We start from the raw sequence: 14,736 nt of genomic DNA on the forward strand, positions 1-14,736 counted from the left end.
TAGCTGCCAGGTGAACGTACAGCACAGCAGTATACCGACCGTGAACGCCTAGAAAAGCGTTTTATTACGTATATTGCAAGCTTCGCGCCAAAGCTTTTCTGCAAGGTCGTGCCTTGTGAGCAAGCATAGCCAATACATGGTCGAGTCCTTGCTGTTTTTCACCGGATACATGGTGTCGCATACGCGAAGACCGGTGTTTCGGACCAACTGCTTCCAATGATCAATGAAAGCATGTCGCATCTCATGCTTCGAAGATTGCTTCCGCACTGCCTGACGCCATCCGGGCGCGAAATCGTCCAGCGAAGAGCTATCGCTGTGCAAGCCAGCCGCGATGTTGCGCTGAATGTCACCCGTACTCAGGTGAATTACGATATCAATCGCGCGTAACGTAGACAGTTTTTGAATGATGGAAAAGTGCAAATGACCCGCGTTGAAAGGGTCAAGCAGCGCAAGATGCAGCCCGCGTGTGTCGAGTTGCGGGAGAACCCAGTCGATTGTCTGATCCGCCCGACCTACTTTCGATGAAACCGGCGCTCCTAACCTTCGCAATCGAGTGTCACAAGCTTTAAGAAACTTGCCGTCGGCGTCTGCAACAAAAAAATCTGAAAATGTGCCACGTCGTTGACGCGCCATATTCCATGCGGCAAGTGGCCCACCGTCTACAAAAGTACTCGTGTGTTTAATCTTTACTCGGCCCGTTCCTGCAAACAAGTCGATATAGCTGCGTTGACTTGTGAATTTCTGACGCGCGCCCCAAGACGCATCAATATACCGCTTGATTACTTGATGCTTTTCTTCTGTCACCCAACGTCCAACCTCCATGACGGGTAAACCGTCCAAAGGGTCGATTACGATTGTTGTTATGCTGGCCAAATCGGGCTCCCATTCTCTGTTTATAGATTTATATTTCAATGAGCCCACACGGCGAGTCGTGCCAGCTCATTTGAATAGCGCACTCTGAGCTAAACCGCTGAATTTCCTAATGACAGTTTTTATATTGGACTTTTGATCACAAAAGATCCATCTTCAATTCCGAACGAAGTAGCTTGTCAATTCCCCGATGACGAATTACGTCGAGTTATAAAAGTATCATGTGAGCCTTAGCTTCACTTTTGAGTAATCTCTGAAATGCGAGTCATTGATTTCTCATACCAGTTCTCACTTTTACTCATACCCACCTGGGACCTATCTTGAAATCACGGCACTCAAGGCTTTTCACCACGGACTGCTAAGTTGACTGTCGCACCAATTTGACGCATAAATTCGCACCAAATATATGCATTGAACCTCCCCCCTCACGTCGTCCCTTATCCAGCAAGGCACGCCAGCAATGGCACGACTCTCGCTTTACCCTCTTTCCGACGAGTGCATCCATCAATGAGACGCACCGCGCCACATCGCGAACCAAGGATAGAGAATCAAATGACCAACACGCTTCGCCGCCACGCTCTTCGCACCGCAGTCGCCACCCTTCTCGCCCTCCCGGCTCTTGCTTTAGTCCCGCTGACCGCCCATGCCGACGCGCTCGATAACGTCACCAAGGCCGGCGTCCTGAAAGTAGCCGTGCCAGAGGATTACCCGCCGTTCGGCGCCGTTGGCGGTGATATGCAACCGCAGGGTTATGACATCGATATGGCCGCACTGCTCGCCAAGTCACTGGGCGTGAAGCTGGAACTCGTCCCTGTCAACAGCGCGAATCGCGTGCCGTACCTGACGACGAACAAGGTGGATCTCGTGATCTCGTCGCTGGGCAAGACGCCGGATCGCGAGAAGGTCATGGACTTCTCCGCGCCCTACGCACCGTACTTCCAGGGCGTGTTCGGACCGGCCAATATCAAGGTCACCGGCCCCGCCGATCTCACCGGCAAGACGGTCGGCGCAACCCGCGGCGCGCTCGAAGAAATCGCTCTCACGCAAATGGCGCCGAACGCGACCATCAAGCGTTTCGAGGACAACAACGCGACCATCCAGGCATTCCTGTCCGGCCAGGTCGACCTGATCGCGGCGGGCAACATCGTGGCGGCAGCCATTCTCTCGAAGAATCCACCGCGCCGTCCCGAGCCGAAGTTCGTGATCAAGAACTCGCCCTGTTTCGTCGGCATGAACAAGAACGAACCGCGCTTGCTCGCCAAGGTCGATGCCGCCATCGCCCAATCGAAGAAGGACGGCTCGCTCGAAGCAATGTCGGAGAAATGGTTCAAGGCGCCGCTGCCCGCCGGTCTTTAATTCGGCGCGTGAAATGAATCAACACCCTCAAGCTTAAATAACAAGGCGCCGATTCAATGGCTTATCAACTCCAGTTCGGCGATCTCGGGCAGTACGCCGGCATGTTCGCGAGCGGCGCGGCAATAACCCTTGGGCTGACCGCTGTGTCGACCGTGCTTGGCCTCGCGGTCGGCATACTCGGCGCGGCGGGCAAAGGCAGCAAGTTCCCGGCGGTGCGTTCGTTCGTCGGCGGCTATGTGGAAGCGATCCGCAATACGCCGTTCATCGTGCAATTGTTCTTCGTGTTCTTCGGGCTGCCGGCGCTGGGTATCCGCATTGATGAATACGTGGCCGCTGTCCTCGCGATGACACTCAATCTCGGCGCGTATTCGGTGGAGATCATCCGCTCGGGTATTGCGGCCGTGCCGAAGGGGCATCTTGAGGCGGCGGCGTCGCTTGCCATGTCACGTGGCGAGACCTTCAGGCATGTGGTTTTACCGCAAGCCATCGCAAAAGTATTTCCTGCGCTCACCAGCCAGATCGTGATCACGATGCTCGGCTCGGCCGTGGTTTCGCAGATATCCGTCTCCGATCTGACCTACGCCGCGAGTTACATCCAGTCGCGCAATTTCCGCGCGTTCGAAACGTATTTCCTCATCACGGCCGCTTATCTCGTCATGGCGATCCTCTTGCGCTTCCTGCTCAACGAAGCGGGCAAACGCCTGTTCGCCCGCAATCTGCGAGGCGCCCGATGATCGAATTCACGTTTGAACAGATTCTCACCAACCTGCTGCTCGCGGCGCGCTGGACCATCGTGCTGTCGATTGTTTCGTTCGTGGCTGGCGGCATCGTGGGCTTCGTGCTGCTCATCATGCGGGTGTCGAGCTCACGAGTGTTGCGCACGATCGTGAAGCTCTACATCGAGATCTTCCAGGGCACGCCGCTCCTGATGCAACTGTTCCTCGTGTTCTTCGGGTTGCCGCTGCTTGGCGTCGAAGTCCAGCCGTGGATAGCCGCGACCGTCGGCCTCACGCTGTTCACCAGCGCGTATCTCGCCGAGATCTGGCGTGGCTGTGTTGAAGCCATTCCAAAGGGTCAGTGGGAAGCATCGTCGAGCCTTGCGATGAATTACTTCGAGCAACTGCGCCACGTGATTCTTCCGCAAGCCACGCGCATCGCTATCGGACCGACCGTCGGCTTCGGCGTGCAGGCAGTGAAAGACACGGCGCTGGTCTCGATCATCGGTTTCACCGAACTCACCAAAGCCGGCACGATGATTTCGAACGCGACCTTCAGGCCGTTCGTGGTCTACGGTCTCGTTGCGGTGATCTATTTCGTGATTTGTTATCCGCTTACCCGCACCGCGCGCACGCTCGAAAGGAAATGGAATGCCGCTCGTTGAAACTCAAAACCTGAAGAAGCAGTTCGGCGCGAACCAGGTCCTGAAGGGCATCGATTTTTCGGTGGAATCGGGACAGGTGGTGGCAATCATCGGTCGTAGCGGCTCGGGCAAAAGCACCTTGCTGCGGACCTTGAACGGATTGGAAAGTATCGACGAAGGGTCGATCGAAATCGACGGCGAACACATGGACGCCCGTCACGCCGATCTGCGCGCATTGCGCCTGAAAGTCGGCATGGTGTTCCAGCAGTACAACCTGTTCCCGCATCTCACCGCCGGGCAAAACGTGATGCTCGCGCAAACCGTGGTCAAGAAGGTTCACAAGGCCAAGGCGCGCGCGACCGCTGAGCAGGTGCTCGAACGCGTCGGCCTCGCCGATAAATTCAACGCTTATCCCGAACAACTATCGGGTGGGCAGCAGCAGCGCGTGGCGATTGCCCGGGCGCTCGCGATGAAGCCCACGGTCCTGCTCTGCGATGAAATTACGTCCGCGCTCGATCCTGAACTCGTGGGCGAAGTGTTGGCCGTAGTGGAAAGCCTCGCCGCCGACGGCATGACGCTCATCATGGTCACGCACGAGATGCGCTTTGCGCGGCGCGTGTCGAACAAGGTCGTGTTCATGCATCAGGGGCGCGTGTGGGAAAGCGGCACGCCGGAAGAGATTTTCGAGCGGCCGACGACCATCGAATTGAAGAAGTTCATTCAATGAAATCGTAGGGTTGCAATGCTAGGATTTCTTTTAACTTCAGTACTTCATACAAGACACGCTACGAACCCATGAAGCTCACTCACCGAGAAAAAGACAAGCTGCTGATCTTCACCGCCGCCCTGCTCGCCGAACGCCGACGCGCACGCGGACTGAAGCTGAACTATCCGGAGGCCATCGCGTTCATCTCGGCCGCTTTGATGGAAGCAGCGCGCGACGGCCGCACCGTTGCCGACGTCATGCACTACGGCACGACACTCCTTACACGCGACGATGTGATGGACGGAGTACCGGAAATGATCCCGGACATCCAGATAGAAGCGACCTTCCCCGACGGCACCAAGCTCGTGACCGTCCACCATCCGATTCCCTGAATTCACCGAAGGAGCCGCGCATGATCCCAGGCGAATATCTCATCGACGATGGTGAGCACGAACTCAACGCGGGCCGTGAGACGGTGTCCGTGACGGTATCGAATACAGGTGACCGGCCGGTGCAGGTCGGCTCGCACTATCATTTCTTCGAAGTCAACACGGCGCTCACGTTCGAACGCGACAAGGCAAGAGGCTTCCGGTTGAACATTGCATCGGGTACGGCGGTGCGCTTCGAGCCCGGCCAGGAACGCACGGTGGAACTCGTGGCGCTGGCAGGCGACCGGAAAGTCTACGGCTTCAACGGCCTCGTGATGGGTCCGCTTTGATCTCTACTTCAGGATTATCGAAATGACGCTACGCATCGGACGCCGCGCCTACGCGGAGATGTTCGGCCCGACCACCGGCGACCGCGTGCGTCTCGCCGATACCGACCTGCTGATCGAAGTCGAACGCGACTTCACCACCTATGGCGAAGAGGTGAAATTCGGCGGCGGCAAAGTGATTCGCGACGGCATGGGCCAGTCGCAACGCGTGCATGCCGACGTGGTGGATACAGTCGTGACGAATGCGCTGATCCTCGATCATTGGGGCATCGTGAAGGCGGATATCGGCATCAAGAACGGGCGCGTGTTTGCAATCGGCAAGGCGGGTAATCCGGACATTCAGCCGGGCGTGACGATTGCCATTGGCGCCGCGACTGAGGTGATTGCCGGTGAAGGGATGATCGTGACGGCGGGGGGTATCGACTCGCATATTCACTTCATCAGCCCGCAGCAGATTGATGAAGCATTGGCTTCCGGCGTCACGACGATGCTCGGCGGCGGCACCGGTCCCGCGACCGGCACGAACGCGACGACCTGCACGCCAGGACCGTGGCATCTTGAACGCATGTTGCAAGCCGCCGATGGCTGGCCTGTGAACCTCGGCTTCCTCGGCAAGGGCAACGTGAGTTTGCCCGCGCCTGCGATCGAGCAGATCAAGGCTGGTGCAATCGGGTTGAAGCTGCATGAAGACTGGGGCACGACGCCGGCGGCTATCGATAACTGTTTATCCGTCGCCGACGATACCGACACGCAAGTCGCCATTCACACCGACACGCTGAACGAAGCCGGTTTTGTGGAGACGACCGTGGCCGCCTTCAAGGGCCGCACGATCCACACGTATCACACCGAAGGCGCGGGCGGCGGCCATGCGCCGGACATCATCAAGGTCTGCGGCGAGTCGAACGTGCTGCCTTCATCGACGAATCCTACGCGGCCGTACACCATCAACACGCTCGATGAACACCTCGACATGCTGATGGTCTGCCATCACCTGGATCCATCGATAGCGGAAGATATCGCGTTCGCCGAATCGCGGATTCGACGCGAGACGATTGCTGCCGAAGACATCCTTCATGACCTGGGGGCGTTGTCCATGCTGTCGTCGGATTCGCAGGCGATGGGGCGTGTCGGTGAAGTCGTCATGCGCACGTGGCAAACCGCGCACAAGATGAAAACGCAACGCGGCGCACTGCCGGAAGACTCATCGCGTAACGATAATTTCCGCGCGAAACGCTACGTCGCCAAGTACACGATCAACCCGGCCATCACGCATGGCATCGCGCATGAAGTGGGGTCCATCGAGCCGGGCAAATGGGCGGATCTCGTCTTCTGGGAACCGGCGTTCTTCGGCGTGAAACCCGCGATGATCCTGAAAGGCGGCATGATCGCGGTCGCGCAGATGGGTGACCCGAACGCATCGATTCCGACGCCGCAGCCGGTGCATTATCGCGAGATGTTCGCCACCCGCGGCGGTGCGCTGGGCAAGACATCGCTGACGTTCGTCTCGCAGATGGCGCTGGATGACGGCATCGGCGAACGGTATGGATTGAAGAAACAAGTGGTAGCTGTGAAGAACTGCCGGAATATCTCGAAGGCCGACATGGTTCACAATGCGTACAGGCCGTCGATAACCGTCGATCCGGAAACGTATCAGGTGGTAGCCGACGGCCAGTTGCTCACCTGCGAGCCGGCAACCGTTTTGCCGATGGCGCAGCGCTACTTCCTATTCTGATTTCCGAGACTCTATGCGCACGATCGACAAACGTATTGAAGCGAAACTTGCCGCACCGTTGATCAAGCGCGCGCCCACGCTCACCCTTGCCTTCGATGACCGCTGCAAAAGCCGTCTGGCCGCCACACTGGATAACGGCGAGGAAGTGGCGCTGGTGCTGCCGCGCGGCACGGTGCTGCGCGATGGCGACATGCTGGTCGCTGACGATGGCGGCCTGGTGCGTGTGATTGCCGCAGAACAAGATGTGCTGGTTGTTCATGCCCACGATCCTATTACGCTGACGCGCGCCGCCTACCACTTGGGCAACCGGCACACGCCGGTGGAAGTGGCCGCGGGACAGTTGAAACTGGAAGCCGATCCGGTGCTGGAAGACATGCTCAAGCGTCTGGGCGCGCATGTGGATCACGCCAAGGCTCCGTTCCAGCCGGAGACGGGCGCGTATGGCGGCGGTCACAAGCACGGGCACGACGAGACGTTTGTAGAAGACTATGCGCTCGCGCAGAAGGTCTTCGATGAACATCACGGGGATTCGCACGATCACGATCATGGACACGCTCACGGCGCAGGCCACGATCATGGCGATCATTCGCAGTGCACGCATGGGCACGCGGACCATGACCACGCACACGACCATGACGCGCACGGTGCAGGCCACGATCAAGGCGATCATTCGCAGTGCGCACATGGGCATGCGGACCACGGCGCACACGACCAAGCAGATCACGCTCACGGCAAAGGCAAAGGCCACGACCACGGCGACCATTCGCAGTGCAGCCACGAAGGCCACGATCACAAGCACGACCACGGTCATGCGCATCGCTGAATTAACTGCCCTCCTTCATCTGGCGTCGCCGGCGCTGCCTATTGGCGCGTTCAGTTATTCGCAGGGCCTTGAATCGGCGATAGAACACGGCTTGATCCACGATGGCGACAGCGCCCGCGAATGGATCGCGAGCGGGCTGACCAATGTGCTCGCACGCGGCGAACTCCCGTTCCTCGCGCATCAAATGACCCGCTGGCGCATCCACGACGCCGCAGCACTCACCGCCGCCGATGAAGAATTCCTCGCCAGCCGCGAATCGGCGGAATTGCGTCGCGAGACGCAGCAGATGGGCTGGTCGCTTGCGCAGTTATGCACGCAACTTGAATGGGGCGATGCCGCGCGTTTAGCCACGTTAAACGCCATTAAACCGATCTCCCAACCCACCGCATTCGCCTTCGCCGCCTACGCCCACGACGCCGCCCCCGACGCCGCCCTCGCCGCCTACGCGTTCTCGTGGGTGGAAAACCAGGCCGCTGCCGCGCTGAAAGCGGTGCCGTTAGGCCAGATCGCGGGACAGCGGATCATCGTTGCGTTGCGGGTAGCTATCGATACCGCGGTAGAAAAAGCGCTCGCCACATCGCCTGATGAAATCAACACCTTCGCGCCGCAACTCGGCATTCTCTCGGCGCGCCACGAATCGCAATATTCACGCTTGTTCCGCTCTTAAGAAAACATGAACGCACCTGTCTATTCCGCCGCTGCCCGCCGCTCCAAGAAACTGCCGCCCCTGCGCGTGGGCGTGGGAGGCCCGGTCGGTTCGGGCAAGACCACGCTGCTCGAAATGCTCTGCAAGGCGATGCGCGAAAAATACGACCTCGTCGCGATCACCAACGACATCTACACGAAAGAAGACCAGCGCCTGCTGACGGTCGCGGGCGCGTTGCCGGCCGAACGCATCATGGGCGTGGAAACGGGCGGCTGCCCGCACACGGCGATCCGCGAAGACGCGTCCATCAACCTGGAAGCTGTCGACCAGATGATCGAGCGTTTCCCGGACGCGGATATCGTGTTCATCGAATCGGGCGGGGATAATCTCGCAGCCACTTTCAGCCCGGAATTATCGGACCTGACCATTTATGTGATCGATGTCGCCGGTGGCGAAAAAATTCCGCGCAAGGGCGGACCGGGCATCACGAAGTCCGACCTGCTGGTCATCAACAAGATCGACCTCGCACCGTATGTAGGCGCAAATCTCGACATCATGGCCTCCGATGCCAGGAAGATGCGCGGAGATCGGCCATTTGTCATGTGCAACCTGAAGGCCCTGGAAGGGCTCGACGTGGTGGTTCGGTTCATCGAAAAGAAGGGTCTGCTGGCGGTCTGAAACAAGGTTTCGGCGCGGGGAAGAAACTGTTCCCGGCCGATCGAGTGCGTTAACATATCGCCTTGCCCTTTTTTACCGCCATAGGGCCCGTTTTCGGAGACCTCTGATCGACAGTCCTGACACGCTCCTGACTCGTGACGCCGCCGTGCGGCTGAAATTGTCGCCCGCAGCGTCCTCGACATCCATGGCACAACCCTCGAAGCGCATTGCCGTGCTGTTTCACATCGCGGACTTCAACGACGGCGGCATCGAGTCGTCGCTGATGCAATGGCTGCGGATCTACGACCGCGCGCGCTTCACGGTGACGCTGTCCGTGATGTTTTCGTCGCCCGCGTTCGAAGAGCGCTTCCGCGCGCTGGTTCCGGCGGACGTCGGCGTGGAAATCCTCACCGATAAACCCTGGCTCAACCTGTTCCAGGCACGTCGCTACGAGCATCGGCTGAGCAAGCTCGGCCGTGTCGGCCGTGACGTCTTCAACACGCTCGCCGTGCGCCCCTATGTGAAAACGCGGGTGGCCGCGCTCGCGCAGCGTCATGACCTCATCATCGACTTCGACATGTCGCTGCGACGTCTGGCCGGCCGCTTCGGCGTGGCGTGGCTCGGCGTGAACCACTTCAGCTTCGACGCACGGCTTGGCGGCCGGCGCCGGAAGATGAGACGGCTACTCGCGCAATACGGCCGCTACGACGGCATTGCCGCGCTGAACCGCCAGATGGCCGACGAAGCGAGCGAGCTGTTCAATGGCCATCTGCGCAATGTGTTCGTGCTGCCGAATGCGATCGATATCGACCGGATTCGTGAGAACGGCGCGACTGTGGAAGCGCCGCCGTGCACCGGGCCGTATATCGTTTCCGTGGCGCGGCTCGACGAAATCCAGAAGGATCACCGGACCTTGCTGCGGGCTTACGCGCAGCTTGTCGGGACGCATGGCGAAGGTGAATTGCAGGAAGACCTGGTGATTGTCGGCGACGGCGGTTTTCGCGGTGAACTGGAAGCGTTGGCGGTGGAACTGGGGATCGGGAAACGCGTGCATTTCACGGGGTATCGGAACAATCCGCACGCGGTTGTGGCGCATGCAAGTGCACTGGTGCTCAGCTCGCGATACGAAGGCATGCCGATGGTCCTGCTCGAGGCGCTGGCGCTTGGCAAGCCGGTGATTTCAACCGATTGCCCGACCGGGCCACGGGAGATTCTCGACGATGGCCGGTTCGGGCTGCTGGTTCCTATCGGCGATGTGGACGCCATGGCAGGGGCAATGTCGCGGCTGTTATCGGACCATGCGTTGCGCGATGGCTTTACGCGCGAAGCGCTGGAACGGGCGCGGGCGTATGGCGTGGAAGCAAGCAACGAGCGGTTCGTGGCTTGCGTGACGCGGATTTTGGAAGAACGGGGTTAATCCAGCAGGCCCGTACCGCCGGGATTAATGCTCTTCTGGCTGCGTGCGAAGCAACGCCCCCAGCACCGCCACCGTCCTCGCCGTCGCCCCGCGATGCTTCGCCGCAAACGCCGATGCCGCCGTGCTCATGGCGAGCCGGCGGGGTTTATCGGTGAAAAGTTCTCTCAAGCCGCGCGCCAACGCCGCCGGATCGCTCACGCGCAGCGCCCCACCTTCCGCGATCGCATCATTCGTCGCCTGCGTGAAGTTGAAGGTGTGCGGGCCGATCAGCACCGGCACACCCGCCGCACATGCCTCAATCAGGTTCTGCCCGCCCAGCGGCAACAAACTCCCGCCGATAAACGCCAGGTCCGACGCCGCGTAATACGCGCTCAGCTCGCCCATCGAATCGCCGAGCAGCACGTTGACGCTGGACGGCAAGACCGGCGCGGCATCGACTCCCGATCCCGCTGCCGCCGCCCGTCCGGCCCAGGCGGAACGCCGCACATAGGATTGCGCGGCGGCATCGATCAGATTGGCTACCTCGTCGAAACGCTGCGGATGGCGCGGCACGAGGATCAGCAACGCATCGGGTATGCGCGTGCGCAAGGTCGTGAACGCCTGCAGCACCAGCGCTTCCTCACCCTCGCGCGTACTCGCCGCCACCCAGACCGGGCGCTCGCCGATCGCCGCGCGCCACGCGTGACCGCGCGCGTAGAGTTCGGGCGGCGCGGCCATATCGAACTTCAGGTTGCCGAGCACCGCGATGTTGCGTGCGCCGAGCGCGCTCAGGCGGTCCGCGTCGGACTGCGTCTGCGCGAGCACGCGCGTGAAACCGCCGAACACTTCGCGCGTTGCATTGCCGAACTTCGCCGCGCGCTTGAACGAGCGCGCCGACATCCGCGCGTTGGTCAGCACCAGCGGGATACCGGCCCGTTTGCATTCATCGATGAGCGTCGGCCACACTTCCGTTTCCATCACGATGCCCAGTGATGGCCGCCAAGCGCGCAAGAACCGCCGCACGAGCGACGGTGAATCGTAGGGAAGAAAGCTGCGCGAAACACGGTCGCCGTATAGCTCCACGCCGGTCGCGCGGCCGCTCGGTGTCATGTGCGTCAACAGGATGCGGGCATCGGGATGGGCTTGGCTCAGCGCTTCGATCAGCGGCTGCGCCGCACGCGTCTCCCCGACGGACACCGCATGCACCCAGATCAACGGCGCGAGGTCGTCGGCACGGCGCACGGGACCAAACCCAAACCGCTCACCGATATGTTCCCGATACCCCCGCTCGCGCCGCGACCGGATCAAGAGCCGCAGCACCGCGAGCGGCGCCACGAGCCACCATAACGCGCGATAAACGAGCCTCAGCATCGGCCGCCCTCGCGGCAGGTCCGCGGCAATTGCTCACCGACGCTACGCAAACCCGCGCACTCTCCCCACCACTCGGCGGCGCTCAAACCAGCGCCCTGCCTTTCAGGCGTTGCAGGATGCCGAGCGGCGCGCAGTCGGGCTGGTCCATGGCGCTGACGGGGAGGAAGAACGTTTGTTCGAGCATGTACTGGCCGGACATGACGGCGTGCGAGGTTTGATCGGAGAAACACACCCACACGCAACCGGGCGGAAACGGCATCTCTTGCTGCGGCGATTTCGCTTGATAGTCGATATCGGCCTTCATTGCATCGTGCAAATGGAGCATCAGGTGGTCGTATTCGCTGCGCGGCGTCTTGGTGATATGCAGGAGGTTCAAGAGCCACGCGGAGCCGGGAACCGGGGCCTTGATAGCAGGCAGGAAGCGTTTTGCCATGTCTTCGAATGGTTCGCCGACACGCCAGACACGCGGCGCGCCATCCGGATTGACGTTGGTGAACACGCGCAGGATGCGCTCGCCATAATTCGGCCGTGACGGGAAAGCATCGACGTGCAGGCGGCTGTCGTCCTTGCGCCACGACGTCTCGCGCGTTTCCACGCGATGCAGCCGCAGGCTGGTAGGCGCAACCCGCAACTTGCCGCGATATTCGGGGAACAGCCCGTCGACCAGCGAGCGCGCGTTCGCCTGATAGCGCGCGATCAACGCGCGGACGGCGGATTGCGTGACGGCGTCGCCGAGTACGCCCACGAGCGCGCCGCCATTGGGCGCGAGACTGATGTTCTTGCGCTCCGGATCGGCCACCTTGGGGTCGAGCAGCGCCCGTTCGCCGCCTTCTATGGCAAACGCCAGGCGCGGAAAATACAGCACCTTGCCGCGCTCTACGCCGGACAGCAATGCTTCGCGCGGCACGGAAAGCTGCTGGCCGTGCCAGTCGGCGGTGGCAACTTCAATAATTTGAGATTCGGTCATGTGCCTTCGATTTGTTTGGATGAGCGAGTGAGCGGCCCGATTATCGTCAACTGGCTTCAATCGGCTTCAATCAACCTCGATTGGCTTCGATTTGCTGCAATTGACGCCTCGGGGAAGCGTCGCGCCCGGTGAGCGCGGTGCATTTTCGCTCAAACCGGCTGCAAAATTCGCCGCGTGAAACGCTGGCAGTTGATGGACCTCAAACCACCGGGTTTCGCTTGAATTCGCCCAGATTCGTCAAACGCGCCGCCGGTTTATCGCGGCGATTGTGCCAGTCCTTCGAACCGAAGCCGCTTCCTCACCACACCCACTGCCCCGCTACCCTATCCGATACCGCTGCCCTTCTTCATGCATCAAAGCAGCCCGAAGCCGGCGAGGATCGCTTTGACCTGCTGCAACGTCGGATGCTGGTTTGCGCTGCCCAGGTTCACTACGCGCGGCGACCAGTAACCGCCGGTGCGCCAGGCGGTCGAGAAATTGTACAACTCGACGGTCGGCCGCTTCAGGGCTGCCGCGATGTGTACGAGTCCCGTATCCACGCCTACCGTTGCTGCTGCGCCGTCGATCAGGCCAACCACGGCCGGCAGCGAGAGTTTCGGCGGCACGACCGCTGCTGCGCCGAACTCTTTGGCGAGCTTCTCGCTGGTTTCGCGTTCGGTCTCGCTGCCCCACGGGAGCACGATTGACACCCCGCGCCGGATCAGCGTCTGGCCGAGTTCGATCCAAGCGGTGTCGGGCCATTGTTTATCGGCGCGGGACGTGGCGTGGACGAACACCACGTACGGCACGGGCAGGTTAAGCCCTGCCTCCGATAACGCCAGCGCGGCGCGGCGGGTATCGATGCCGAATTCGATCGCATCCGTTGCTTCCGGGCGCGGATCGCCGAGCGCGGCGGCGACCAGTTGCCGGGTGCGCTCGACCACGTGCGTGCGTGCTTCGATGGGCACGCGTTTATCGTAGAAGAAGCGCACGGGCCATTCGTAGCCGGCGCCGTCGGTGCGGTTGCCCAGGCCGACCAGGGTACCGTGCGCCCAGCTTGCGACCCATGCGGTTTTGATGAGCCCTTGGCAGTCGATGACGAGATCGTATTTTTCTGCGGCCAGTGCGCGGCGGAAGCGTTGGATTTCGCGCCAGTTATCGAGTGAGAAAAGGCGTTTGCGCCAGCGCCGCAGGGAGAATGGGATGGCGCGGCGTACGCCGTCGACGAGTTCGACGAGATCCGTGAAGCTCTCTTCGACTAGCCAGTCGATCTGGGCATCGGGGTGGAGACGACGGATATCGGCGATGGCCGGCATGTTATGGACGACGTCGCCTAGGGACGACACCCGGACAATCAGGATTTTTTGCACGCTGGACACGGTGGGCGCCGTCGGATTGGACGGCGCGTGGACAATTTTTTGAGATGGGGCGGAGTTTACCGCTGGCGCTCGAGGTTCGGTTTAGTTTTTCGCTCGCGCTTGGGGGGTGGGTTTAGTTTTTCGCTCGCGCTCGGGGGTTGGGTTTTGCTCGTGGTTGGGGTTTGGTTTTGGGTTTTGCTCACGCTTGGGGTTTTTGGCGGTTCTGGGGTTCACGGTTGGGGTTGATGCCGGGTTGCCAGGTTCCTGCGTTAGCGGTCGGAGTCATTGCCGGGTTGCCAGGTTCTTGCGTTAGCGGTCGGAGTCAGTGCCGGGTTGCCAGGTTCTTGCGTTAGCGGTCGGAGTCAGTGCCGGGTTGCTGCTTTCGGGGTTAGTGGTCTGCTTGAGTGAGCTATTTTCTTTATCACTATTAGCCACTGCGCGTGGCGGCGCGTCATTTCTTTGTCCAAAGCGACAAAGAAACGAAGCAAAGAAAGCGCTTTCAAAACGAGGGCCCATAAGTTGACCTAGCGTGCAGTTTCCACGTTTTTGGCACCCCAAAAGCACGGTGCTCGCAAGAGCGACGGATGTGTGAAACCCTCCTTCTCCGAACACCGATACCCACACGCTTCGCCACCAGTGACTGAACCTGCCCAAGGGGCACCCCGCGCTATCCGCGAAAAACCATCCTTCGAATTTGTACGCATCCCGAACCACGTCGCCAACCCGCCTCGAAACAAGGCGCTCGGATAGATGAGGCCCGAACGTCAAAAAATAATCGCACCGATCATGCCGATCATGCT

At 60.4% G+C, this 14,736-nt stretch carries 15 protein-coding genes; 11 read left to right on the forward strand and 4 right to left on the reverse strand.

Annotated features, from left to right (window positions below; genetic code table 11):
- Nucleotides 1–48: 48 nt before the first annotated feature.
- Nucleotides 49–873 (reverse strand): three-Cys-motif partner protein TcmP, encoded by an 825-nt coding sequence (locus ACSOSP_RS08745; protein ID WP_455310638.1) that lies wholly within the window; start codon nt 871–873, stop codon nt 49–51.
- Nucleotides 874–1,422: 549 nt separating this feature from the next.
- Between ACSOSP_RS08745 and ACSOSP_RS08750 the strand changes: the two genes are divergently transcribed.
- From ACSOSP_RS08750 to ACSOSP_RS08800, 11 genes are all read left to right on the forward strand, one after another.
- Nucleotides 1,423–2,226, forward strand: coding sequence for a transporter substrate-binding domain-containing protein (locus tag ACSOSP_RS08750; protein WP_455310639.1), 804 nt, complete (start codon nt 1,423–1,425; stop codon nt 2,224–2,226).
- A 56-nt stretch (nt 2,227–2,282) separates the two neighbouring features.
- Complete coding sequence (locus ACSOSP_RS08755; RefSeq protein ID WP_455310640.1) at nt 2,283–2,960, forward strand: amino acid ABC transporter permease; 678 nt, start codon at nt 2,283–2,285, stop codon at nt 2,958–2,960.
- On the forward strand, nt 2,957–3,607 hold the full coding sequence (locus tag ACSOSP_RS08760; RefSeq protein WP_455310641.1) for an amino acid ABC transporter permease: 651 nt from the start codon (nt 2,957–2,959) through the stop codon (nt 3,605–3,607). Before ACSOSP_RS08755 ends, ACSOSP_RS08760 begins: the two co-directional genes overlap by 4 nt.
- Complete coding sequence (locus tag ACSOSP_RS08765; RefSeq protein WP_031362363.1) at nt 3,594–4,313, forward strand: amino acid ABC transporter ATP-binding protein; 720 nt, start codon at nt 3,594–3,596, stop codon at nt 4,311–4,313. Before ACSOSP_RS08760 ends, ACSOSP_RS08765 begins: the two co-directional genes overlap by 14 nt.
- A 68-nt stretch (nt 4,314–4,381) precedes the next feature.
- Nucleotides 4,382–4,684, forward strand: a complete 303-nt coding sequence (locus ACSOSP_RS08770; RefSeq protein ID WP_031362362.1) for an urease subunit gamma — start codon at nt 4,382–4,384, stop codon at nt 4,682–4,684.
- 20 nt (nt 4,685–4,704) lie between these two features.
- On the forward strand, nt 4,705–5,010 hold the full coding sequence (locus tag ACSOSP_RS08775; RefSeq protein ID WP_031362361.1) for an urease subunit beta: 306 nt from the start codon (nt 4,705–4,707) through the stop codon (nt 5,008–5,010).
- Between the two features lie 22 nt (nt 5,011–5,032).
- On the forward strand, nt 5,033–6,739 hold the full coding sequence (gene ureC, locus ACSOSP_RS08780; RefSeq protein WP_455310643.1) for an urease subunit alpha: 1,707 nt from the start codon (nt 5,033–5,035) through the stop codon (nt 6,737–6,739).
- 13 nt (nt 6,740–6,752) lie between these two features.
- On the forward strand, nt 6,753–7,562 hold the full coding sequence (ureE, locus tag ACSOSP_RS08785; RefSeq protein WP_455310644.1) for an urease accessory protein UreE: 810 nt from the start codon (nt 6,753–6,755) through the stop codon (nt 7,560–7,562).
- On the forward strand, nt 7,549–8,229 hold the full coding sequence (locus ACSOSP_RS08790) for an urease accessory protein UreF (protein WP_455310900.1): 681 nt from the start codon (nt 7,549–7,551) through the stop codon (nt 8,227–8,229). Before ureE ends, ACSOSP_RS08790 begins: the two co-directional genes overlap by 14 nt.
- A gap of 6 nt (nt 8,230–8,235) precedes the next feature.
- Nucleotides 8,236–8,886 carry an urease accessory protein UreG gene (gene ureG / locus ACSOSP_RS08795; protein WP_455310645.1) on the forward strand — a complete coding sequence of 217 codons (651 nt, stop codon included), beginning with the start codon at nt 8,236–8,238 and terminating at the stop codon, nt 8,884–8,886.
- Between the two features lie 184 nt (nt 8,887–9,070).
- Entirely contained in the window at nt 9,071–10,282 is a 1,212-nt protein-coding gene (locus ACSOSP_RS08800) for a glycosyltransferase (protein ID WP_455310646.1), read from the forward strand.
- A 24-nt stretch (nt 10,283–10,306) separates the two neighbouring features.
- On the opposite strand, the gene waaA is transcribed toward ACSOSP_RS08800, so the two are convergent.
- The 3 genes from waaA to waaC all read right to left on the reverse strand — a co-directional run bounded on the left by waaA (nt 10,307) and on the right by waaC (nt 13,957).
- The gene (waaA, locus tag ACSOSP_RS08805) at nt 10,307–11,632 is read right to left on the reverse strand and encodes a lipid IV(A) 3-deoxy-D-manno-octulosonic acid transferase (RefSeq protein ID WP_455310647.1); all 1,326 of its coding nucleotides are present in this window, start codon (nt 11,630–11,632) and stop codon (nt 10,307–10,309) included.
- 82 nt (nt 11,633–11,714) lie between these two features.
- Complete coding sequence (locus ACSOSP_RS08810; protein WP_455310648.1) at nt 11,715–12,599, reverse strand: Kdo hydroxylase family protein; 885 nt, start codon at nt 12,597–12,599, stop codon at nt 11,715–11,717.
- Between the two features lie 353 nt (nt 12,600–12,952).
- Complete coding sequence (gene waaC, locus ACSOSP_RS08815; RefSeq protein WP_455310650.1) at nt 12,953–13,957, reverse strand: lipopolysaccharide heptosyltransferase I; 1,005 nt, start codon at nt 13,955–13,957, stop codon at nt 12,953–12,955.
- Nucleotides 13,958–14,736 lie beyond the last annotated feature (779 nt).

The sequence above is a fragment of the Caballeronia sp. KNU42 genome (genome assembly GCF_053760385.1).